Source organism: Rhodosalinus halophilus, assembly GCF_003298775.1.
Lineage (GTDB): Bacteria > Pseudomonadota > Alphaproteobacteria > Rhodobacterales > Rhodobacteraceae > Rhodosalinus > Rhodosalinus halophilus.
In genome coordinates this window covers 93,399-114,049 of the sequence record NZ_QNTQ01000010.1, presented here as the reverse complement: position 1 = coordinate 114,049, position 20,651 = coordinate 93,399, and the positions used below count along the sequence as shown (strand labels likewise).

Below are 20,651 nucleotides of genomic sequence, written 5' to 3'. Positions count from 1 at the left end.
GGAACAACAGGGGAGCGGCGGTATGAAAGACAGGCGTCTGGAAGAGCTCGGCGCCGCGTTGGCCGGCCTGGGCGCAGTGCGCGCGCTCGGGCGGGTGGCTGCGGTCGACGGCGCGCTCCTGCGCGTGCGGGGCCTCGGCCAATCTGCCCGCATTGGCGACCGGCTCGAACTGCGCCGCCGCGACGGCGGCCGGCTCGCGGGCGAGGTTCTGCGCCTCGCCGAATCGGAGGCCGTCATGCTGCCGGAGGGCGAGGCGCAGGGCGTCTCTCTGGGCGATCCCGTCGCGCTCGTGCGCGCGCCCGGGATCGCGCCGTGCGACGGCTGGCTTGGCCGCGTGATCGACCCCTTCGGCCGGCCGCTCGACGGCGCGCCGCTTCTGCCGGGGTCGCAGCCGCGCGCTTTGCGGTGTGATCCGCCCGATCCGGCCCGCCGTCGCGGCTTCGGGCGGCGGTTGGAGACGGGCCTCGCGCTCTTCAACACGGCGCTGCCCGTGGTGCGCGGTCAACGCCTGGGCCTCTTCGCGGGCTCCGGCGTGGGCAAGTCGAGCCTGCTCGCGCATTTCGCCCGTGCGATGGAGGCGGATGTCGTCGTGCTGGCACTCATCGGCGAACGCGGGCGCGAGTTGCGCGACTTCGTCGAGCGCGGCCTCGGGCCCGAGGGCATGTCGCGCAGCGTGGTGGTCGCCGCCACGTCGGACCGTTCGCCGCTTCTGCGGCGGCGCTGCGCCTGGACGGCGATGGCTGTGGCCGAACACTTCCGGGATGCAGGCCGGCACGTGCTGCTCCTGGCCGATTCGGTGACGCGCTTCGCCGAAGCCCACCGCGAGGTTGCCGCAGCTGCCGGCGAACTGCCCGCGCTGCGGGGCTATCCGCCTTCGCTGGGGCAGTCGGTCATGGCGCTCGCCGAGCGCGCCGGCCCCGGCGCGGGCGAGGCTGGCGACATCACCGCGATCTTCTCCGTTCTGGTGGCGGGTTCCGACATGGACGAGCCGGTGGCCGACGTTCTTCGCGGTGTGCTCGACGGGCACGTCGTGCTCGACCGCGCGATCGCGGAGCGAGGGCGCTTTCCTGCCGTGGATCTTACCCGATCGGTCTCGCGCAGCCTGCCTGCGGCTGCCAGCGCGGAGGAGAATGCCGCCATCCTGCGGCTGCGGGCGCTCGTGGCGGCGCGCGAGGGGGCCGAAACGATGATTCGTGCCGGGCTCTATGCGGAGGGGAACGATGCTGACGTCGATCAGGCCATGCGTGTCTGGCCGGAGATAGAGAGCTTTCTCGCCGAACCGGAAAGCCAAAGCGTGGAGCAGAGCTTCCGGCGGCTGCAGCTGATCCTGCGCCGGGCCGAGGCGTCGGGGCGGGCCGCGCCGCGAACCGCCGCAGGGCCAGAGGCGCCCCGCCGCCTGGCCGGATAGCAGGCGGCGGCGGTGGTCCAAGTCGGTGCCCGGCCGGTTCGTTGCCGCCTGGGCTGGCAGCGACAGATCGTGTCGCGCCCCGGCAGTCTTGTTGGCGGGTCGCCGCCCTGTGTCCAGCCACGCTCGCGCGGCGAAGAGTGGCGTACCGTGCTCTGCCTTGCCAGAGCGCGCGCAAGGGGTATCCGCCCGAGGCGCGCCCAGCTTCGTGATGGCCTGCTTGGCGTTGTCAGGCAGAGGAACACCTTGCGGGACAGAGCCGGGCTTGGGACGCGCGCGGCGCCGTTGGCCTTCGCGCCGTTTCCGACGCGCTGCGATCTTGCGACACGCCTCGCTTCAAACCCCGGACCGGCCCGCCGAAGCGGCGCTTTCAAGGAGCGCAAGCGCCGTGGCACCCGGCGTGGTGGCGGGCACGCGCCCGATTTCGCTTTGCAGCAGGAACTGGCGGATCACCCGCTCCCGCACCTCCGGATCGGCGAAGGCCGCAATGTCCGGACTCCCGAAAAGACGCGCGCTACGGTCGCGAAACGTCTCCAGCTGTCGGTCCAGATCCTGCTGCCCGAAGCTTTTGGGAAGCCCGAGCGCGGTCTCGACTACGGCGCGCAGCGGCGGCGTGCCCATCACGCGAAACCACTTGGTGCGCGGGGTGCTGTCAGCGCGGGCCAGCGCCCGGAGTTCCCGGTCTGCGAAGAGGGCGAGACGCATGTCTTCGTCGCGCCGGCCGATAGCGACCTCGAAGCTCTGGCGCTCGAAGCGCGCGACGATGTCATCGGCGAACCCCGGCGCTCGCGTCGCCGGACCTTGGGGGGCGTCGAAGGCGAAGGCGCGCGCGAAGACGGCGTAACGCTTGTCGGCGAGGCGATTGGCCAGCGCATCGTTGCGCGCGGTCCCTTCCTCGAGGATTCTGCGGATGAAGAATCGGTTGTCGATGTCTTCCTGCAGCCCGAAGGCGCCCAGCGCCACGGTTAGCAGCCGCCGGTCCTCGACCAGCTCCGCGGGCGTCGCGATCTCGCCGATCCGCGCGCGGAAGTGCTCTGCATTCCGCGCGATCGGGGGGCTGTCGTTGAGGGCGGATTGCTGTGCAGGCATCGTGCGTTGCAGGAAACGCCAACCTGCAAGACCGCCGAGCGGCAGAACGGGCTGAAAGCTCATGGCCGGCGCGCGGCGAGCAGCCGGTCCTCGCGGGGTATGAGCGCCCGCAATGCCTTGAGGCATTGATAGAAGCGCCCTGACAGCAGTTCGCTGGTCGCGAGGTCGAGATGGCGCCGGCTGTCATGGTCGGTCAGCGCCCGGCTCAGCTCCTCGATGCGCCGTAGCAGCTGGAGCCGCATCTCCTCCGGATCGGCGTCGCCCGTGAGAACCAGTTGCACGGCGTAGCAGACGCGCCGCACCGGCGTCGTCGCCTCATCGGGGTGGATCGCGTCGCGAAGGCGCAGGATATGGGCGCCCGGTGTGACGATCGACAGCCGCGCCCGGCGCTCGCCGTTCTCTATCACCGCCCCGTTGATCAGGATGCGCTCTCGCGGGCCGAGCTTGAGGACGAGGCCGCTCATGCGGCCCCCGCGGTCTGGCGCAGTCCGCGGAGGATCGCCGCGTTCACTTCGAGCAGGGGTGCGGGCGAGGCTGCGCCGGTCAACACCTTGCGGCTGTGGAGGTGCGTGAATTCCGCGAGAAAGACGATGCGTGCGCGCACGTCGTCGGGAAGCGCATTGCCGGCGCCCGCGGCGTCGACGGCGAGCGCCGTCCATAGACGGCGGTTGTCGGCGATGGCGCTCGCAAGCGCGGCGAAGCCTGCGCTGCCCTGCTGTGCAGCGGCCTTCATGCGGTGGGTGACGCGGGCGATCACCTGATATTCCGTGCCGCGCGGCGTATGCGTGGCGGTGGTGGTCTGCGCATAGGCGCGCATGGCGAGACTGGTGGCGTTCACGGCGCGGCTCTCCGTCTGCTGTCACGATCGGGCGCGGATCGCCGGCCCGGGGTGCAATGCCCCGGGCCGGCGTGCCGCCCTTAACGGAAGAGGGCGAGAAGCTGCTGCGGCGCCTGGTTGGCGATCGACAGGGACTGGGTCGCCAGCTGCTGCTGAACCTGGAGCGCCTGCAGTCGCGCCGAGGTCTCCTCCATGTCGGCGTCGACGAGCGAGCCGATGCCGGATTTCAGCGAGTCCGTCAGCTTGCTGACGAAATCGGTCTGGGTCTCGATGCGCCCCTGGACCGATCCGAATTCCGCGGCCGCGTCCACCGATCGCTGGATCAGCGTCTCGACGTTGGCGAGCGCGGCCTCCGCACCCGACTTGGTGGTCACGTCGAAGCCCTCGAGGCCGGCAAGGCGGCCCGAGGCGACCGCGTTGTCGTTCGCGTCGTCGTTGGCCGTGATGGTGACGGTGTCGTCGGTCGCGTTGGCGTTGTCGATCTCCAGCGTGTACTGGTTCGTGGTCTCGTCGTAGGCCACATTGGTCGTGATGTCGCCGTTGTTGGCCGAGTCGACGGCAATCTTCAGGCCCTTCGCCACGTCTTCCATCGTGTCGCCCGCGCTGGCCACATAGGTCGCGTTGATGCCGGCGTTGGCGAGCGAGAGCTGATAGCCGTCTCCTGCGTTCACGTTGACCGCCGAGAAGGTGAAGCTCTCGGCGCGTTGATCCAGCGTCACCGTCGTGGCGCCGAGCGTGCCGGCCGCGGCGCCGCCCTGCGTGACGTTCACGGTCGTCTGCTCGAACGCCCGGGTGGAGGCGAATTCGAGCGTGCCGGCGTTGTTGGTCACCGAGATGCCCTCGATCTGCGCGGCGTTGATCGCGTCGGCGATCTGCCCGGCGGCCGTGGCTGCGGTCGCGCTGAGGTCGCCGGCGGCGAAGTTCACCGTCGTTCCGCCGATGTCGAAGGACAGCGAATCGCCGCTGAAGTCGCCGGTCAGCGCGATGTCGGCGTTGGTGCCCGCTCCGTCGTCACGCACGGCGGTGCTCGACAGGGTGGTCGAGGAGGCAGTCACGTTGGACGAAAGGTCTGTGAGTCCCGTGCCGGTGCCCAGCGAGCCGGCGGTCTGCGTCAGGTTCTGACCATTGAAGCTGATCGAGCTGCTCTGGACGCTGCCGTCGGAGGCGCGGTCGAGCGAGGACAGGATGCTCGTCTCGTCGGAGTTGTTGACGAGGTTCTTGCCGTTGAACTGCGCCGCGCCCACGACCGAGCTGATCTGATTGGTCAGCGCCTCGATGTCCGTCTGGATCTTCTGTCGATCGACGTTTTCTTCCTGTGCAGCGACGACCTTGCCCTTGATCTGGGTGAGCAGATCGGTGGTGGTCTCGGCGGCCTGCTTGCCCACGGCGAGGGTCGATTCGCCCAGCGCGAGGCTGTCCGAGATCGCCTTGAAACCCTCGACGTCGGCTTCCATCAGCTTGGAGATCGACCAGACCGCAGCGTTGTCGCTGGCCGAGGCGACGGACTTGCCTGTCGAGATTTCGCCCTGCGTCTTCGCAAGGTTGCCGTTGATCGACTTGAGGGTCTGCAGCGCGACCATGGCGCTGTTGTTGGTCAGAATGCTGGACATGGTTTTCTCGGATCCTTCTTTGGGTGGCGCATTTCGCCTGAACTGTCGGCCCGGGCGGGCCCGGGCTTTCGCGCAGTCGTTCTGACCGATGTGGCGGATGCGCTCCGCCACGCCATCCCGCGGGATGCCGTGGCAGACTGGCAGGCAGTTACTAACCGAGTGCTAAGCGCGCCAGGCTGGATACCGAGGCTTTTCCGAAAATGTTCACGCACGCCTTTCCATGTGCACGCCGCCAGGTTGCGCCATGGCGGTGCGGCGCCCCTCGCGGTCGTAGGTCTCAAGGCCGCGGCGCAGTTCGCGAACGGCGCCGAGCCGCTCCGATACCTGGCGCAGCCCGGCGAGCGCCCCGTCGAGCAGCGCCTGATTGCGGGCGATGCGCCCGGCGAGCGACTCGCGCGACTCCGGCGGCACGCCGACCTCGGTCAGCCGCTCCATGAGCGTCTCCTTGCGGACCGACAGATCGGACAGGGCGTCCAACCGGCCGGCCCGCAGCAATGCGCGCTCCTCCTCCAGAAGTCGGTCGAGCGCGCCGAGCACGGCGCCGGCCTCAGACATCGGTGGTCTCCTGCGAAAGCGCGCGGAACAGATGCTCGGCCAGGCCGATTCCGCCGGCCTCGGCCATCGCCTGCGCCTGTGCCTCGCGCAGGAAAGAGGCGAACTGGGTTTCCCCTGCGCCACCGCCGAAGCTCTCGGGCGTGCGCCCGACCCCGGCGGCCTCGAGCATTTCGGCTAGAAAGACGGCTTCCAGCCTGGTCGCGGCGCCGCGCAGGCTCGCGCCGCTTGCGGACGCATGCAGCGGGCCGGTGGCGGACGATGGCAGGGGAGATGGCAGGGACATGGGATCACTCCAATTGCATGAAACTCTCCGCATCCTGCGGCCGTCTGGTGAAGATCCGGTAACCCTCGACAGGCTATGCAGGACATCGAGAAGGAGAACCCGCCGAGGTCCGCATGCATGTCACGCCTGTTCCCGCCCGGTCCATCCCGCCCTCGGAAGCGGCCGCGGCGGCCCAAGCGCCAGCGCGCGGTTTCGAGAACCTGTTTTCCGCCGAAGGGGAGAGGCGCGCCCCGGGATCGGGCGTCGAGAACGCGGGTGAGGAGGCGCACAAGGAGAGCGGGGAGCAGGATGCGCCCGCCCTGCTGTCGGACGGTGGCGGCCGGGGACCGGAGCGGCAAGACGCGGGAGCGTCCGGCGGGTCGTCCGCGAGACTGCTGGATGCGGCGGTGTCCCGGGAGTCCGAAAACGCGGAAGGTGGCGCCGAGGGGCCCTTCCCGGTGGCAGCCGAACCTGCGCCGCAGTCGAACGCCTTGAATGACATGGCCCCGGGCCGGCCGGAAAGCTCTTCGCGTCAGCTTGTGACCGACGGTGTCCCGCACGAACAGGCGGGCTGGCCTGCGCCGCGTGGTGGAGCCGGGGTTGCCGCCGACCCGCGCCGAGGCGGCCAGTTCCTGCGCGCGGATGGATGGCCTGCAACAGCGAGCGAGAGCCGCCAGCTGCCCTCCGGCCGCGCGACTGGCGCGCAGAATCCCGACGGAACAGCGCCTCTTATCCTGGCTCGAACCGCGTTCCACGCGCCCGCCTCGCCCGACGCGATGCCTCTCGCGGCGGCCCGAGCGACCGGTTCGCCACTGGCGTCTGCTTCGCTTGGGAGAGGAGAAAGCGTGGCGGTGCGCGCGCATGAAGGCCACCGCGGTCCGCCACGCATAGCCGGGCATCTTGCCAATGCGGAGCATGCGCATCCGTCCATCGCCGGATCGCCATCGTTTCCGAAGGCATCGACCGGTGCGAGCGATGCTGCTCCCTTCCTGCCCGAGATGTCGGGCGCCGGAAGGCTGCCTTCCGGCGCGCCTGCGCGCTTCGTTCCGACGGCGCGTCCCGTGTCGGGCGCTCCGACTCCGGATACGGCGCTGAAAGCCGGCGGCGGCACGCCGCCCATCGCACCGGCGCCCGTTGCACTTGCGTCGGGACCGGTGTTCGAGGGTGCAAGCCCGCGGGATACGGAGGCCCCGCTGTTCGCGCTGCCGGCGGGTGCGCCCAACGATCCCGCGGCCGCTGCGCTGCCGGACGCGCCGCCGCCGCGCACCGGGGACGGCGCCGCGCGGCTCGCGCAACAGGTCGCCGAGGCAGCGGCCCGCTCGCCGGATCGGGTGACGGACATCGCGCTCGAGCCGGAGGAGCTCGGTCGCCTCCGCCTGGGGATCGTGACCGGGGATACGAGCGTGACGGTCCAGATACAGGCCGAGCGGCCGGAGACGCTCGATCTCTTGCGGCGTCACCTCGATCAACTCACCGAAGAGTTCCGGCGCCTGGGCTATGCATCGGTGGCCATCGACATAGGCTCGGATGGCGCCAGCTCGGGCGGTCGTGGCGGCGAGGATCCTTCGTCGGCGCGGGCAGTCGAAGGGGCGACGGAGACTGACTTGTCCGAATCCAATCATGTGCGGGCTGCCCGGCCCCCTGCGGCCGGCGGCCTCGACCTGCGCCTCTGATCCGCCAGGGGACTGTGTCCCGAACGCATCTCGAAGCCGAAAAGGATCACCGAATGACGCTTCCGACCGCTGCCATCCCGACCGAGACCCGCACCGCGCCGGCGAAGGCCGCTGCCGCGTCGCCGGAAGGCCGCACGCCGGCCAGCACCACGCCTGGGGCGTTCGGAGGAGCATCCGAGACCAGCGCCGACTTCGAGACCTTTCTGAAGATGCTGACGACCCAGATGCGCAACCAGGATCCGCTCAATCCGATCGAGTCATCGGATTTCGCGGTGCAACTGGCGACCTTCTCCGGAGTCGAACAGCAGGTGCTCACCAATCAGCTTCTGTCCGGCCTGGCGGAACAGTCCGGGGCGCCGCGCGGTCTTGCAGACTACGCGGGATGGATCGGGATGGAGGCGCGCAGCGCATCGCCTGTCGCCTTCGATGGCGAGCCGGCCGAGCTGGTGCTGTCACCGGATCCGGCGGCCGACCGGGGGCTCCTGCTCGTGCGCGACGAAGCGGGTCGCGTCGTGCAGGAGATACCTTTGGCGCCTGGAACGGAGCGCGTCGTCTGGGAGGGCGCCGCGTCGCCGACGGGGGCGCTTCCCGACGGTGTCTACGAGATTTCGGCGCGTTGGCTCTCCGGCGGCGAAGTGCTCGGAGAAACGCCTGCGCAAAGCTACGCCTCGGTCGCCGAGGTGCGCGTCGACCCGGCCGGGCAGGTGGAACTCCTGCTGGAGAGCGGCTTCACCGTGGCGGCCAGCAGCGTGACCGCTGTGCGGACCGGGCAAGCCGGGTAGGGCAGACGGGCCGGGTGCATTATTTCCAGGCAACATTCAGCAAGTTGTTGCCAAAATGTCCGAGTCGCACCACCATCTGCCCCCGGGTCTGCGTATCGCAGCGTGGACATTTGAACGACGCTGCGTTACACGCTAACTCATCCCCAAGGGCCGCGCGCCCGAGATCGTAAGTCAGGAGAGCATCATGAAGACGTTCACGACCTTCGCTGCCGCCGCGGCACTCGCCGCAGCCGCCGCTGCGCCGGCCTTCGCCGAGTCGGCCGATCCGTTCACCAAAGCGCAGAACCCGGTGGTTTCGTCGCAGGCCGTGCCGACCGTTCCGGTGTGGGCGGTGATCGGCGGCGTCGCTGCCGTGGTTGCAGTTGCCGCGAACGACGATACCTGACCCGAGTCGGGCACGTTGAGGTTTTGGGGCGGCCTTCGGGTCGCCCTTTTCATTTTCGCGGCGGGTTCCGCCGGCGGAGGGGCTCTGTGGGCAGCCGTCAAACCAGCGCGATCACGAGAAGCGCGAGCCCGGCGCCGCCGGCGGCGCCCGCGGCGGTCCAGGCACCACGGCGCCAGACCGACGGCCCGTGCTCGTCTTTCGGCGTGTCGGCCTGTCGGATCAGCGCTTCTTCGATCAGCTGCGGCAGGCGCGGACCGAAACGCGACAGGACGCGCGCGGCCTCGATCAGATCGTTGACCACGGCGCGCGGCCCGATGCTTTCCTTTATGTAGTCTTCGACCACCGGCCGCGCGACCTCCCAGATGTTCATGTGCGGGTTGAGCGACCGGGACACTCCCTCGACGACAACCATCGTGCGTTGCAGCAGGATCAGTTCGGTGCGCGTCTCCATGCCGAAACGTTCCGTGACCTCGAAGAGATAGGCCAGAAGCCGCCCCATCGAGATGCGCGTCGCGTCCATGCCGAAGATCGGCTCGCCGACCGAGCGCAGGGCGCGGGCGAACTCGTGCACGTCGCGGTCGGGCGGAACGTAACCGGCCTCGAAGTGCACCTCGGCCACGCGCAGGTAGTCGCGGCGGATGAAGCCGTAGAGGATCTCGGCATAGACCCGGCGCGTATAGGGGTCGATGTAGCCCATGATGCCGAAGTCGTAGGCGATGATGTCGCCATTCGGGGCCACCTTCATGTTCCCCTGGTGCATGTCGCCGTGAAAGAATCCGTCGCGCAGCGCATGCCGCAGGAACAGCTGCAGCACCCGTTCGGAGAGCGCGCGACGGTCGTGCCCGGCCGCATCGAGCGCGGCATTGTCGCCCAGGGGCACGCCCTCGGCCCAGCCGAGCGTCATCACCCGCCGTCCCGAGAGCGGCCAGACGATGCGCGGCACGCGGAAGCCCCGATCGTCCTTCGTGTTGGCAGCGAATTCGGAAGCGGCCGCGCTCTCGAGCCGCAGGTCGAGCTCGCCCAAGACGACGCCCTCGAAATGGCCGATCACGTCCATCGGCTTGAGCCGCCGCGAGGCGGGCGAGAGCAGCTCGACCAGACGGGCGGCGAAATAGAAGGCGTCTATGTCGCGGCGAAAGGCGCGCTCGATCCCCGGCCGCAGCACCTTGACCGCGACCTGTTCGCCGGTCGTGGCGAGGCGCGCCCTGTGCACCTGCGCGATCGAGGCCGCGGCGACCGGCGGGCCGAACTCCTCGAAAACGCTGTCGGGCTCGACGGAAAGCTCCTCGCGGATGGTGCTCTTGGCCGCGTCCACGGAAAACGGCGGCAACCGGTCCTGCAGCACGCGCAGCTGGTCGGCCAGATCCTGACCGACGACGTCAGGCCGGGTCGAGAGCACCTGGCCGAACTTGATGTAGGCCGGCCCAAGCGCGGTGAGCGCGCGGGTGATGGGCGGCATCGAGGGATCGCCCCGGTAGCCCAGCCAGGTGAAGGGCCAGCCCAGCACACGCGCCGCGACGCGCAGGGGGCGCGGCGCCTCCATGGCGTCGAGCACCGCGCGCATCGCGCCGGTGCGCTCGAAGGTGGCGCCGGTGCGAATCAGCCGCCAGATGTTGTGCGGGCCACGCACCTCAGAGCTTCCAGCCGGAATGCAGCGCGGCGACGCCCATCGTCAGGTTGCGGTACTTCGCCTGTTCGAAGCCGGCCGCCCGGATCATGTCGAGGAACCGCTCCTGATCCGGGAACCGCCGGATCGATTCGACGAGATACTGATAGCTTGCGCGGTCCCGCGTCACGATTTCGCCCAGCCAGGGGATCACGTTGAAGGAATAGCGGTCGTAGGCCCATTGCAGCGCGGGCACGGCCAGCTGCGAGAATTCCAGCACCATCAGCCGCCCGCCGGGCTTGAGAACGCGGAACGCCTCTGCCAGCGCGGCCTCGGGCCGGGTGACGTTGCGGATGCCGAAGCTGATCGTGTAGGCGTCGAAGCTCGCGTCGGGAAAGGGCAGGGCCATCGCGTCGCCCACGACCCAGTCGAGCCGGTCGGCCAGGTGCTCGGCTTCGGCGCGGCGCCGGCCCTCGGCGAGCATCGATTCGGTAAGATCCAGCACGGTGGCGCGCGCATCGCCCGCCCGGCGCAGGAAGCGGAAGGAGATGTCGCCGGTGCCGCCCGCCACGTCCAGCAGATGCTGGCCCGGCCGCGGCGCGAGCCAGTCCATCATCGCGTCTTTCCATAGACGATGGACGCCGGCGGACATCAGGTCGTTCATCAGGTCGTAGCGCGCCGCGACCGACGTGAAGACGCCCCGCACGCGGCCCGCCTTCTCGGCCTCGGGCACGGTCTCGAAGCCGAAGTGGGTGGTCGCGCCTGCGCTTTCGGGACTCTCGTCGGTCATGGGCCCTTGCCGTGCCTGTGTCCGCGCCTTCTTATAGGGCGCCCGCGGGGGCCTGCAATGCGCCGCCGTGCGGCGATCCGACCCGTGAAGGAGCATCGATGCCGGAACTGCCCGAGGTCGAAACGGTCCGGCGGGGCCTCGCCCCCGTGATGGAGGGCCGCCGAATCCTGTCGGCAGAGGTGCGCCGGCCCGACCTGCGCTGGCCGCTCCCCGAGCGGATGGCGGAGCGGCTGACCGGCGCGCGCGTCGAGCGGCTGGGCCGCCGGTCGAAGTACATTCTCGCGGAGCTCGACACCGGCGAGACCTGGCTCATGCACCTGGGCATGTCCGGGCGGATGCTGGTTTCCGGGCGGATCCTGGGGGACTTCGTGCATGCACATCCCGCGCCCTCGGCGCATGACCACGTCCTCGTCGAGATGGAGGGCGGGGCGCGGATCACCTTCAACGATCCGCGCAGGTTCGGGGCGATGGACCTGATGCCCACCGCCGAGGTGGAGCGGCACAAGCTTCTGGCCGGATTGGGGCCGGAGCCGCTGGGCAATGCGTTCAGCGAAGACTACCTCGTCGCCCGGTTGCGGGGCCGGCGGATGCCGATGAAGGCGGCGCTGCTCGATCAGAAGGTCGTGGCCGGGCTGGGCAACATCTATGTCTGCGAGGCGCTCTTTCGCGCCGGTATATCGCCCGTCCGGCGGGCGCATCGCGTGGCGTCGCGGCGTCTCGCGGGGCTGGTGCCGGCGATCCGCGCCGTGCTCGACGACGCCATCGCCGCCGGAGGTTCCTCGCTGCGCGACTACCGGCAGGCGGACGGCGAGTTGGGCTATTTTCAGCACGCGTTCGATGTCTACGGTCGCGCCGGCGCGCCGTGTCGCCGCGCCGGCTGCGAGGGCACCGTGCGCCGGATCGTGCAGTCGGGACGCTCGAGTTTCTACTGCCCGGCGTGTCAAAGATAGCTTGAACCGGGTCGCGAGAGTGCTAGCAAGAGCCCCTGACCGACACCATCGGAGCCGGGTTCATGGCCTACGAGACGATCGTCGTGGAACACGAAGACCACGTCGCAACCATCAAGCTCAACCGCCCCGACGCCCTCAACGCCCTCAACTCGCGGCTGCTCGGCGAGCTGACTCAAGCGCTGCGCGAGGCGGACGCCAACGACAAGGTGCGTTGTGTCATCCTCACGGGGTCGTCCAAGGCCTTCGCCGCCGGCGCCGACATCAAGGAGATGTCGCAGAAGAGCTTCGTCGACATGTATCTCTCGGACTTCTTCGGGTCGGAGCATGACGCCATCGCCCGCGTGCGCAAGCCGATCATCGCGGCGGTGGCGGGCTACGCGCTGGGCGGCGGCTGCGAGCTGGCGATGATGTGCGACTTCATCATAGCGGCCGACACCGCGAAGTTCGGCCAACCCGAGATCAACCTGGGCGTCATCGCCGGGATCGGCGGCACGCAGAGGCTGACGCGCCTGGTCGGCAAGGCCAAGAGCATGGACATGCACCTCACCGGGCGGTTCATGGACGCCCAGGAAGCCGAGCGCGCGGGACTCGTCAGCCGCGTGGTGCCGGCCAAGAACCTGATGGAAGAGGCGCAGAGCGCCGCGCAGAAGATCGCGGAGCGCTCGATGCTCACCACGATGGCCGTGAAGGAAGCGGTCAATCGCGCCGAAGAGACCTCGCTTGCCGAAGGGATACGGTTCGAGCGGCGGCTGTTCCACGCGCTGTTCTCCACCGAGGATCAGAAGGAGGGGATGGCCGCCTTCCTCGAGAAGCGCGAGGCGCAGTTCCGCGACCGGTGACGCCGGGCTCGCGGGGCTTTTCATCGCGCGCGCGCTGCGCTATAGCCGCGCGCGACATGCGCGTGATGCCCGCTCAGGCAAGAGTCGGTCCGTCCCGGAGGACGGCGGGCGCGTCGCGTGGTCCAGAGTTTGCGAAGCACGACGAACCCGAAGGAACCGAACCTCATGGCGAACACGCCCCAGTCCAAGAAGCGCGCGCGTCAGAACGCCAAGCGCTTCGACATCAACCGCGCCCGGCGCTCTCGTATCCGGACCTTCCTGCGCAAGGTCGAGGAGGCCATCGCATCGGGCGATAAGGCGGCCGCGACCGAGGCCCTGCGCGCTGCACAACCCGAGCTGATGCGCGGCGTCACCAAGGGAGTGTTGCACAAGAACACCGCTGCGCGAAAAGTGTCCCGCCTGGCAAAACGCGTCAAGGCGCTCGGCTGACGCCGCGTTACTGCCCGACAAGCGTCTGAAGCGAAAAGAGCGCTCCGCCCGGAGCGCTCTTTTTCGTGTCGCGGGGCGGGGCAAAGGCGCGGGGATTCTTTCTGTCGGGAATCCGAGTCAAGCGACAAGTTCAGTTGCCGCGGCTCTTAGGCGATTGGTAACTTCATGCCTGCGAGTCACATCGCCTTGGGGGGACAGGCTTCACGGCAGCGATCCAGTGGGGACGGGATCGGTCGTGTGCCCGTTGAAGGGTAAGCCGCGGTCTGCGGTCAGGGAGCCTGGCGCTCCTGTCGAGCCAGTCCATTGGTGCACGCCGCGCGTGCCGCATGTGACGCAACGGGTCCGATGCTCCGGACCCGGGCTGCGTTTCGTGCATGCGAAGCGTGTCCGGCGCCGCGCCGCGGTGTTTCCCGGGTGGTTGGTCGTACGCGTGCCACACGCGGTTTGGGCGATCCGTGGCGGCATCGATGGAGGCGAAGCATGGGGCATGGTTGGGACGCTATGACGAAGGAAGAATGGGGACAGCTGCAGGCAACGCTCGAGCGCACCGTCGGGAAGAACAATTATCTCAACTGGATAAAGCCACTCGCCTTCGCGGGGGTGTCCGACGGGGTGGCGACCTTCCATGTGCCCACGAACTTCATGGGCAGCTACGTGTCGGACAATTTCGGGGACCTGCTGCTGCATCAGATCGCGGCGACGGGATCGGACGTGCGGCGCATCCATTTCACCGTCCCGCGGCATGTGGAGGAACGGCCGACGCGCCCCGCGCCCGAGCCTGAGCCGGCGAAGGCGGAGACGGACGACGCGCCCCGAAACGGGAACCTGCCCGGCGCGCCGCTGGATGCACGCTTCCGCTTCGAGACCTTCGTGGTGGGCAAGCCCAACGAACTCGCCCACGCCGCTGCGCGCCGCGTCGCCGAGGGCGGCCCCGTCACCTTCAATCCACTCTTCCTCTATGGCGGGGTGGGCCTGGGCAAGACGCACCTGATGCACGCCATCGCCTGGGAGCTGCGCGAGAAGCGGCCGGAGCTCAACGTGCTCTACCTCTCGGCAGAGCAGTTCATGTATCGTTTCATCCAGGCGCTGCGCGAGCGGCGGATGCTCGACTTCAAGGAGCTCTTCCGCTCGGTCGACGTGCTGATGGTGGACGACGTTCAGTTCATCGCCGGCAAGGACAGCACGCAGGAAGAGTTCTTCCATACGTTCAACGCGCTGGTGGACGGGCAGAAGCAGATCATCATCTCGGCCGACCGCTCCCCGGGCGAGATCAAGGATCTCGAGGACCGGATCAAGAGCCGTCTGCAGTGCGGCCTCGTCGTCGATCTGCATCCGACCGATTACGAACTGCGCCTCGGAATCCTTCAGTCCAAGGTCGAGCAGCACCGCGCCATCTATCCCGATCTTCATCTCGACGAGGGTGTGCTCGAGTTCCTCGCGCATCGCATCTCCAACAACGTGCGCGTGCTCGAGGGCGCGCTCACGCGGCTCTTCGCCTTCGCCTCGCTGGTGGATCGGCCGATCGACATGGATCTCGCGCAGGATTGCCTCGCCGACATCCTGCGGGCGTCGGAGCGCAAGATCACCGTCGAGGAAATCCAGCGCAAGGTGAGCGAGCACTATAACATCCGGCTGTCCGACCTCATCGGGCCCAAGCGGATGCGCAGCCTGGCGCGGCCGCGGCAGGTGGCGATGTTCCTGGCCAAGCAGCTCACCGCGCGCTCGCTGCCCGAGATCGGGCGCAGCTTCGGCGGCCGCGATCACACCACCGTCATGCATGGCGTGAAACGCATCGAGGAGTTGCGCGCGAAGGACAACCAGATCGCCGAGGATCTCGAGATCCTGCGGCGTGCGCTGGAGGCCTGAGCGCCGCGCGATCCGGTCTCGCGCATTCTGGCGCGTCATCGCTCCGGGCGGCGCTCTTGACGGGTGCCGCGATCCGGCCGACAAAACCGCAAAACTCTTGTGCGGCAGGGGCAACCGGCTAGGGTGTGCCTCCGGCCGGAACGGAGGGACAGACGAATGAAGATCAGCATCGAGCGCGGCGCGCTTCTGAAGGCCGTGGCGCAGGCGCAGTCGGTCGTGGAACGGCGCAACACGATCCCGATCCTCGCCAACGTGCTGATCGAGGCGGAGGGCTCCGACGTCCGGTTCCGAGCCACGGATCTCGACATCGAGGTCGTGGACCGGGCCCCGGCGCAGGTCGAACGCGCCGGCGGCACCACCGTCAGCGCCGTGACCCTGCACGAGATCGTGCGCAAGCTGCCCGACGGCGCGCTGGTCACCCTGGCCGACGACGGCGCCTCGGGCCGGCTGTCGGTGACGGCGGGGCGGTCGCATTTCTCGCTCGCCACCCTGCCCAAGGAGGACTTCCCGGTGATGGCCTCCTCGGAATACACGGCGAATTTCGCAGCACCCGCGCCGGTGCTCCGTCGGCTCTTCGACAAGTCGAAGTTCGCGATCTCGACCGAGGAGACGCGCTACTACCTCAACGGCGTGTACATGCATGTGGCCGAGGGCGAGGAAGGCCGCGTGCTGCGTTGCGTCGCGACCGACGGCCATCGCCTGGCCCGGATCGACGCCGCCCTGCCCGAGGGCGCCGAGGAGATGCCGGGCGTCATCGTGCCGCGCAAGACCGTGGGCGAGCTGCGCAAGCTGCTCGACGACGACGAGGCGCAGATCGCGGTCTCGGTCAGCGAGACCAAGGTGCGTTTCGCTACACCCGACATCACCCTGACCTCGAAGGTGATCGACGGCACCTTCCCCGACTACGCCCGGGTCATTCCACAGGGTAACACCCGGCGGCTCGAGGTCGACGCAGCCGATTTCGCCAAGGCCGTGGATCGCGTGGCGACGGTGAGTTCCGAGCGCTCGCGCGCAGTGAAGATGCAGATGGAGGACGATCGGCTGGTCCTCTCGGTCAACGCCCCCGACAGCGGCGCCGCCGAAGAGGAACTGGCCGTGGCCTATCAGGACGAACGGCTCGAGATCGGCTTCAACGCGAAGTATCTGCTGGAGATCGCGAGCCAGGTAGATCGCGAGAACGCGGTCTTTCTCTTCAACTCCTCCGGCGATCCCACGCTGATGCGCGAGGGCGACGACGCCTCGGCGATCTATGTCGTGATGCCGATGCGGGTGTGAGCCGCCGTCTGAGCCGCTGACGCGGCTGCCTCCGGCGGGGGGATTTCTTGCAAGAGGAAGGACCGGGGGTGCCGGGCCTCTATCTGTCCCATCTGGCGCTCTCGCATTTCCGCTCGCACCGGCGCGCGGAGGTCGCGGCCGACGGACGGCCGATCGCCATCTTCGGGCCGAACGGGGCGGGCAAGACGAATCTGCTCGAAGCGGTCTCGCTTTTCTCGCCGGGGCGGGGGATGCGGCGTGCCGCCGTGCAGGAGATGTCGCGGAAACCGGAGGCGCTGGGCTGGAAGGTCGTGGGCGTGCTGCAGAGTCTCGGCCACGCGCACGAGATCGAGATGCGGTGCGAGGCGGGCGGCGCGCGGGAGCTGCGGGTCGACGGCAAGAGCGCGCCGCAGCTGGCGCTGGGGCGGCTCGCGCGTGTGATTTGGCTGACGCCGGCGATGGACCGGCTGTGGACGGAAGGCGCGGACGGGCGCCGGCGGTTCCTCGACCGGATCGCGCTGAGCTTCTTTCCCGAGCACGGGGAGGCGGCGCTCGCCTACGAGAAGGCGATGCGCGAGCGCAACCGGCTCTTGAAGGAGGATCTGCGCGACCCGGCCTGGTATGCCGCACTCGAGTCGCAGATGGCGCGGGCCGGAGCGGCGATCGCGGCGGGGCGGCGTGCGGCGCTCGACCGGGTGGAGGCGGCGCAGGCTGCGGCGGAGACCGCCTTTCCGGCCGCGGAACTGGGCGTGCGATACCCAGAAGAGATGCCGGAGGTGGAAGAGGCCCTGGCGACCGGGCTCGCCGAGGGGCGGCGGCGCGACCTGGCTGCCGGGCGGACGTTGATCGGGCCGCACCGCGCCGACCTGGCCGCGACCTACGCCGAGAAGGGTATGCCCGCGGCGGAGTGCTCGACGGGCGAGCAGAAGGCGCTTCTCATCTCGCTGGTGCTCGCCAACGCCCGCGCTCTGGCCGGCGAGATCGGAGCGGCGCCCATCCTGCTGCTCGACGAGGTGGCGGCGCATCTGGACGCCGGCCGCCGGGCCGCACTGTATGACGAGGTCTGCGCGCTGGGCGCGCAGGCCTGGATGACCGGCACGGGGCCGGACCTCTTCGAGGCGCTGGGCGACCGCGCGCAGCGGATTGAGGTGACGGAGGCGGGGGGCGAGTCGCACTTGCGCCCGCTCTGAGGCCGGGCGATGGAGGATCATGACCCTCTCGCCGTCCGATCTCGCGCTCTACGCCGCCGCGGTCTTCGCGCTCTTCCTGACGCCGGGGCCGGTGTGGATGGCGCTGACGGCGCGGACCCTTGCGGGCGGCGTTCGCGCCGCCTGGCCGCTCGCCGCGGGCGTGGTGATCGGCGACGCCCTCTGGTCCCTGCTGGCGCTCCTGGGTCTCGCCTGGGTGATCTCGAGCTATGCGGGCGCGATGACGGCGCTGAGGCTCGTGGCCGCGGTGGTCTTCGTCTGGTTGGGGATCGTCGTGATCCGCAACGCGGGCCGCGCGATCGGGGCGGACAGCCGGCTCACGCGGCCGGGCGTCTGGGCGGGGTTCTTCGCCGGGCTCGCCGCGATCCTGGGCAACCCCAAGGCGATCCTGTTCTACATGGGCGTGCTGCCCGGGTTCTTCGATCTGTCGCGCGTGACCGCGGCCGACATCGCCGTGATCGTCTTCATCTCGATGATCGTGCCGTTGCTGTGCAACCTTGCCGTCGCGCTTCTGGTGGACCGGGCGAAGCGGCGGCTGAGCTCGCCCGCGGCGCTGCGGCGAACCAATCTTGTGGCAGGTGCGCTGCTGATCGCCGTGGGGCTCGCGATACCCGTCTGGTAGCCCTGCGGTGCGCGTGACATTGCCCGCCCGAGCGCCTATAAACCCGGCACAAACGAAGAGGTTCACGGGCATGGCCGCAGACGCGCCGGCGCCGCACGAATACGGCGCTGAATCCATCAAGGTTCTCAAGGGACTGGAGGCCGTGCGCAAGCGGCCGGGCATGTACATCGGCGACACCGATGACGGCTCGGGCCTGCATCACATGGTCTACGAGGTCGTGGACAACGGCATCGACGAAGCGCTGGCGGGCCATGCGGACTACGTCCACGTGAAGATCCACGCCGACAGCTCGGTCTCGGTCACCGACAACGGCCGCGGGATCCCGGTGGAAATCCATCAGGAAGAGGGCGTCTCGGCCGCCGAGGTCATCATGACGCAGCTGCATGCCGGCGGGAAGTTCGACCAGAATTCCTACAAGGTTTCCGGCGGCCTGCACGGCGTGGGCGTCTCGGTCGTCAACGCGCTCAGCGACTGGCTGGAGCTCAGGATCTGGCGCAATGGCAAGGCGCATTACGCCCGCTTCGAGCGTGGCGAGACGGTGGAGCACCTGCGCGAGGTCGGCGACGCGGAGGGCAAGCAGGGCACCGAGGTGCGCTTCCTTGCCTCGCTCGATACCTTCTCGGATCTCGACTATTCCTTCGAGACGCTGGAGCGGCGGCTGCGCGAGCTCGCCTTCCTCAACTCCGGCGTGCGCATCATTCTCGAGGACGAGCGTCCCGCCGAGCCGCTGCGCAGCGAGCTCTGCTACGAGGGGGGCGTGCGCGAGTTCGTCAAGTATCTGGACCGGCACAAGCATCCGCTGATGTCCGAGCCGATCTACATCGATGGCGAGCGCGATGGCATCGGCGTCGAGATCGCCATGTGGTGGAACGACAGCTTCCACGAAACGGTCCTGCCCTTCACCAACAACATCCCCCAGCGCGACGGGGGCACGCACCTCGCCGGCTTCCGCGGCGCGCTGACGCGGACGCTGACGCGCTACGCCGCCGACAGCGGCATCGCCAAGCGCGAGAAGGTGACCTTCACCGGCGACGACGCGCGCGAGGGGCTGACCTGCGTGCTTTCGGTCAAGGTGCCGGACCCGAAATTCTCGTCGCAGACCAAGGACAAGCTGGTGAGCTCCGAGGTCCGGCCGGCGGTCGAGAGCCTGATGAACGAGCGCCTCGCCCTCTGGTTCGAGGAGCACCCCGCCGAGGCCAAGACCATCGTCGGCAAGATCGTCGAGGCCGCGCTCGCGCGGGAGGCTGCGCGCAAGGCGCGCGAGCTGACGCGGCGCAAGTCGGCGATGGACGTCAACTACCTCGCCGGGAAGCTCAAGGACTGCTCCGAGAAGGACCCGAAAAAGACCGAGCTCTTCCTCGTCGAGGGCGACAGCGCCGGGGGCAGCGCGCAGACCGGCCGCGACCGGCGCACGCAGGCGGTGCTGCCGCTCCGGGGCAAGATCCTGAACGTGGAGCGCGCGCGCTTCGACCGGATGCTCTCGAGCCAGGAGATCGGCAACCTCGTGATGGCGCTCGGCACCGGCATCGGGCGCGACGAGTTCGACCTTTCGAAGCTGCGCTACAACAAGATCGTCATCATGACGGACGCCGACGTGGACGGCGCGCACATCCGCACGCTGCTCCTGACGTTCTTCTACCGCCAGATGCCCGAGCTCATCGAGCACGGGCATCTCTTCATCGCGCAGCCGCCGCTCTACAAGGTCGGGCGCGGCAAGTCCGAGGTCTATCTCAAGGACGAGGCGGCGCTGACCGACTTCCTGATCGACCAGGGCACCGAGGGCGCGACCCTGCGGCTCGGCAGCGGCGAAGAGATCGCGGGCCCCGACCTGCAGCGCGTGGTGCAGGAGGCGCGGCAGGTGCGCCGCATCCTCGACGCCTTCCCGACGCACTACCCCCGTCACATCCTCGAACAGGCCGCCATCGCCGGCGCCTTCGAGGAGGGGCAGGCCGACGCCGACCTTCAGGGCGTGGCGAACCGCGTGGCCGAGCGGCTGGATCTCATCGCGGAGGAATACGAGCGCGGCTGGCAGGGCCGCCCGACGCAGGACAAGGGCCTGCGCCTCTCGCGCGTGGTGCGCGGGGTCGAGGAGGTGCGGATCATCGACGGACAGGCGCTGCGCTCCGGTGAGGCGCGCAAGCTCGGCGGCATGACGCAGCCGCTCCAGGAGATCTACCGCGCGCCGGCCCGCCTGATGCGCAAGGAGCGGTATTCCGATATCTATGGCCCGCTCGGCCTGCTGCAGGCCATCCTCGACGAGGGTGAGAAGGGCCTGTCGCTGCAGCGCTACAAGGGGCTGGGTGAGATGAATCCCGACCAGCTCTGGGAAACGACGCTGGATCCCGAGGCGCGCACGCTCCTCCAGGTGCGGGTCGAGGACATGGCCGAGGCGGACGACCTCTTCACCAAGCTGATGGGCGACGTGGTCGAGCCGCGCCGCGAGTTCATCCAGGAAAATGCGCTGAGCGTGGCGAACCTCGACTTCTGA

At 69.0% G+C, this 20,651-nt stretch carries 20 protein-coding genes; 12 read left to right on the top strand and 8 right to left on the bottom strand.

Annotation, left to right across the window (positions count from 1 at the left end; genetic code table 11):
* The first annotated feature begins 22 nt into the window (after positions 1-22).
* A complete protein-coding gene (locus tag DRV85_RS11745; RefSeq protein ID WP_113289660.1) occupies positions 23-1,408 on the top strand; it encodes a FliI/YscN family ATPase in 1,386 nt (461 codons plus the stop codon).
* Between the two features lie 333 nt (positions 1,409-1,741).
* Here DRV85_RS11745 and DRV85_RS11740 read toward each other — a convergent pair whose 3' ends face one another.
* From DRV85_RS11740 to DRV85_RS11715, 6 genes are all read right to left on the bottom strand, one after another.
* Positions 1,742-2,620, bottom strand: a complete 879-nt coding sequence (locus DRV85_RS11740; RefSeq protein ID WP_233495489.1) for a DUF1217 domain-containing protein — start codon at positions 2,618-2,620, stop codon at positions 1,742-1,744.
* Positions 2,554-2,958 (bottom strand): flagellar biosynthesis repressor FlbT, encoded by a 405-nt coding sequence (flbT, locus tag DRV85_RS11735; RefSeq protein WP_113289658.1) that lies wholly within the window; start codon positions 2,956-2,958, stop codon positions 2,554-2,556. The genes DRV85_RS11740 and flbT overlap by 67 nt, the downstream gene beginning before the upstream one ends.
* Complete coding sequence (gene flaF, locus DRV85_RS11730; RefSeq protein WP_338066968.1) at positions 2,955-3,311, bottom strand: flagellar biosynthesis regulator FlaF; 357 nt, start codon at positions 3,309-3,311, stop codon at positions 2,955-2,957. Before flaF ends, flbT begins: the two co-directional genes overlap by 4 nt.
* A gap of 101 nt (positions 3,312-3,412) precedes the next feature.
* Positions 3,413-4,942 carry a flagellin N-terminal helical domain-containing protein gene (locus tag DRV85_RS11725; protein ID WP_113289656.1) on the bottom strand — a complete coding sequence of 510 codons (1,530 nt, stop codon included), beginning with the start codon at positions 4,940-4,942 and terminating at the stop codon, positions 3,413-3,415.
* 204 nt (positions 4,943-5,146) lie between these two features.
* Positions 5,147-5,497 carry a flagellar biosynthesis protein FlgN gene (locus DRV85_RS11720; protein WP_113289655.1) on the bottom strand — a complete coding sequence of 117 codons (351 nt, stop codon included), beginning with the start codon at positions 5,495-5,497 and terminating at the stop codon, positions 5,147-5,149.
* Entirely contained in the window at positions 5,490-5,780 is a 291-nt protein-coding gene (locus DRV85_RS11715; RefSeq protein ID WP_113289654.1) for a rod-binding protein, read from the bottom strand. Before DRV85_RS11715 ends, DRV85_RS11720 begins: the two co-directional genes overlap by 8 nt.
* Positions 5,781-5,893: 113 nt before the next feature.
* Between DRV85_RS11715 and DRV85_RS11710 the strand changes: the two genes are divergently transcribed.
* The 3 genes from DRV85_RS11710 (at position 5,894) to DRV85_RS11700 (ending at position 8,599) form a co-directional block, all read left to right on the top strand.
* Positions 5,894-7,432 carry a flagellar hook-length control protein FliK gene (locus DRV85_RS11710; RefSeq protein ID WP_113289653.1) on the top strand — a complete coding sequence of 513 codons (1,539 nt, stop codon included), beginning with the start codon at positions 5,894-5,896 and terminating at the stop codon, positions 7,430-7,432.
* A gap of 53 nt (positions 7,433-7,485) precedes the next feature.
* Complete coding sequence (locus DRV85_RS11705; protein WP_113289652.1) at positions 7,486-8,214, top strand: flagellar hook capping FlgD N-terminal domain-containing protein; 729 nt, start codon at positions 7,486-7,488, stop codon at positions 8,212-8,214.
* A 184-nt stretch (positions 8,215-8,398) separates the two neighbouring features.
* On the top strand, positions 8,399-8,599 hold the full coding sequence (locus DRV85_RS11700) for a hypothetical protein (RefSeq protein WP_113289651.1): 201 nt from the start codon (positions 8,399-8,401) through the stop codon (positions 8,597-8,599).
* 97 nt (positions 8,600-8,696) lie between these two features.
* Here DRV85_RS11700 and ubiB read toward each other — a convergent pair whose 3' ends face one another.
* Both ubiB and ubiE read right to left on the bottom strand, forming a co-directional pair.
* Positions 8,697-10,229 (bottom strand): 2-polyprenylphenol 6-hydroxylase, encoded by a 1,533-nt coding sequence (ubiB, locus tag DRV85_RS11695; RefSeq protein WP_113289650.1) that lies wholly within the window; start codon positions 10,227-10,229, stop codon positions 8,697-8,699.
* 1 nt (position 10,230) lies between these two features.
* Complete coding sequence (gene ubiE / locus DRV85_RS11690; RefSeq protein ID WP_113289649.1) at positions 10,231-10,995, bottom strand: bifunctional demethylmenaquinone methyltransferase/2-methoxy-6-polyprenyl-1,4-benzoquinol methylase UbiE; 765 nt, start codon at positions 10,993-10,995, stop codon at positions 10,231-10,233.
* A 98-nt stretch (positions 10,996-11,093) separates the two neighbouring features.
* On the opposite strand from ubiE, the gene mutM reads away from it, so the two are divergent.
* The 8 genes from mutM (at position 11,094) to gyrB (ending at position 20,651) form a co-directional block, all read left to right on the top strand.
* Positions 11,094-11,945, top strand: a complete 852-nt coding sequence (gene mutM / locus DRV85_RS11685; protein ID WP_113289648.1) for a bifunctional DNA-formamidopyrimidine glycosylase/DNA-(apurinic or apyrimidinic site) lyase — start codon at positions 11,094-11,096, stop codon at positions 11,943-11,945.
* Between the two features lie 62 nt (positions 11,946-12,007).
* Positions 12,008-12,784, top strand: a complete 777-nt coding sequence (locus tag DRV85_RS11680) for an enoyl-CoA hydratase (RefSeq protein ID WP_113289647.1) — start codon at positions 12,008-12,010, stop codon at positions 12,782-12,784.
* A 165-nt stretch (positions 12,785-12,949) separates the two neighbouring features.
* Positions 12,950-13,213 (top strand): 30S ribosomal protein S20, encoded by a 264-nt coding sequence (gene rpsT / locus DRV85_RS11675; protein WP_113289646.1) that lies wholly within the window; start codon positions 12,950-12,952, stop codon positions 13,211-13,213.
* Between the two features lie 501 nt (positions 13,214-13,714).
* Positions 13,715-15,079: a chromosomal replication initiator protein DnaA gene (dnaA, locus tag DRV85_RS11670; protein ID WP_113289645.1), complete on the top strand. Its 1,365-nt coding sequence runs from the start codon at positions 13,715-13,717 to the stop codon at positions 15,077-15,079.
* 156 nt (positions 15,080-15,235) lie between these two features.
* The gene (gene dnaN, locus DRV85_RS11665; RefSeq protein WP_113289644.1) at positions 15,236-16,354 is read left to right on the top strand and encodes a DNA polymerase III subunit beta; all 1,119 of its coding nucleotides are present in this window, start codon (positions 15,236-15,238) and stop codon (positions 16,352-16,354) included.
* Positions 16,355-16,422: 68 nt separating this feature from the next.
* Positions 16,423-17,523 carry a DNA replication/repair protein RecF gene (recF, locus tag DRV85_RS11660; RefSeq protein ID WP_113289643.1) on the top strand — a complete coding sequence of 367 codons (1,101 nt, stop codon included), beginning with the start codon at positions 16,423-16,425 and terminating at the stop codon, positions 17,521-17,523.
* A 19-nt stretch (positions 17,524-17,542) separates the two neighbouring features.
* The gene (locus tag DRV85_RS11655) at positions 17,543-18,163 is read left to right on the top strand and encodes a LysE family translocator (RefSeq protein ID WP_113289642.1); all 621 of its coding nucleotides are present in this window, start codon (positions 17,543-17,545) and stop codon (positions 18,161-18,163) included.
* A gap of 70 nt (positions 18,164-18,233) precedes the next feature.
* Complete coding sequence (gene gyrB / locus DRV85_RS11650) at positions 18,234-20,651, top strand: DNA topoisomerase (ATP-hydrolyzing) subunit B (RefSeq protein ID WP_113289641.1); 2,418 nt, start codon at positions 18,234-18,236, stop codon at positions 20,649-20,651.

What these genes read in the sequence shown, in the direction of transcription:
- DRV85_RS11745 (WP_113289660.1), top strand. Translation starts at nt 23, where the DNA reads ATGAAAGACAGGCGTCTGGAAGAGCTCGGCGCCGCGTTGGCCGGCCTG.
- DRV85_RS11740 (WP_233495489.1), bottom strand. Translation starts at nt 2,620, where the DNA reads ATGCCTCAAGGCATTGCGGGCGCTCATACCCCGCGAGGACCGGCTGCT.
- flbT (WP_113289658.1), bottom strand. Translation starts at nt 2,958, where the DNA reads ATGAGCGGCCTCGTCCTCAAGCTCGGCCCGCGAGAGCGCATCCTGATC.
- flaF (WP_338066968.1), bottom strand. Translation starts at nt 3,311, where the DNA reads ATGCGCGCCTATGCGCAGACCACCACCGCCACGCATACGCCGCGCGGC.
- DRV85_RS11725 (WP_113289656.1), bottom strand. Translation starts at nt 4,942, where the DNA reads ATGTCCAGCATTCTGACCAACAACAGCGCCATGGTCGCGCTGCAGACC.
- DRV85_RS11720 (WP_113289655.1), bottom strand. Translation starts at nt 5,497, where the DNA reads ATGTCTGAGGCCGGCGCCGTGCTCGGCGCGCTCGACCGACTTCTGGAG.
- DRV85_RS11715 (WP_113289654.1), bottom strand. Translation starts at nt 5,780, where the DNA reads ATGTCCCTGCCATCTCCCCTGCCATCGTCCGCCACCGGCCCGCTGCAT.
- DRV85_RS11710 (WP_113289653.1), top strand. Translation starts at nt 5,894, where the DNA reads ATGCATGTCACGCCTGTTCCCGCCCGGTCCATCCCGCCCTCGGAAGCG.
- DRV85_RS11705 (WP_113289652.1), top strand. Translation starts at nt 7,486, where the DNA reads ATGACGCTTCCGACCGCTGCCATCCCGACCGAGACCCGCACCGCGCCG.
- DRV85_RS11700 (WP_113289651.1), top strand. Translation starts at nt 8,399, where the DNA reads ATGAAGACGTTCACGACCTTCGCTGCCGCCGCGGCACTCGCCGCAGCC.
- ubiE (WP_113289649.1), bottom strand. Translation starts at nt 10,995, where the DNA reads ATGACCGACGAGAGTCCCGAAAGCGCAGGCGCGACCACCCACTTCGGC.
- mutM (WP_113289648.1), top strand. Translation starts at nt 11,094, where the DNA reads ATGCCGGAACTGCCCGAGGTCGAAACGGTCCGGCGGGGCCTCGCCCCC.
- DRV85_RS11680 (WP_113289647.1), top strand. Translation starts at nt 12,008, where the DNA reads ATGGCCTACGAGACGATCGTCGTGGAACACGAAGACCACGTCGCAACC.
- rpsT (WP_113289646.1), top strand. Translation starts at nt 12,950, where the DNA reads ATGGCGAACACGCCCCAGTCCAAGAAGCGCGCGCGTCAGAACGCCAAG.
- dnaA (WP_113289645.1), top strand. Translation starts at nt 13,715, where the DNA reads ATGACGAAGGAAGAATGGGGACAGCTGCAGGCAACGCTCGAGCGCACC.
- dnaN (WP_113289644.1), top strand. Translation starts at nt 15,236, where the DNA reads ATGAAGATCAGCATCGAGCGCGGCGCGCTTCTGAAGGCCGTGGCGCAG.
- DRV85_RS11655 (WP_113289642.1), top strand. Translation starts at nt 17,543, where the DNA reads ATGACCCTCTCGCCGTCCGATCTCGCGCTCTACGCCGCCGCGGTCTTC.
- gyrB (WP_113289641.1), top strand. Translation starts at nt 18,234, where the DNA reads ATGGCCGCAGACGCGCCGGCGCCGCACGAATACGGCGCTGAATCCATC.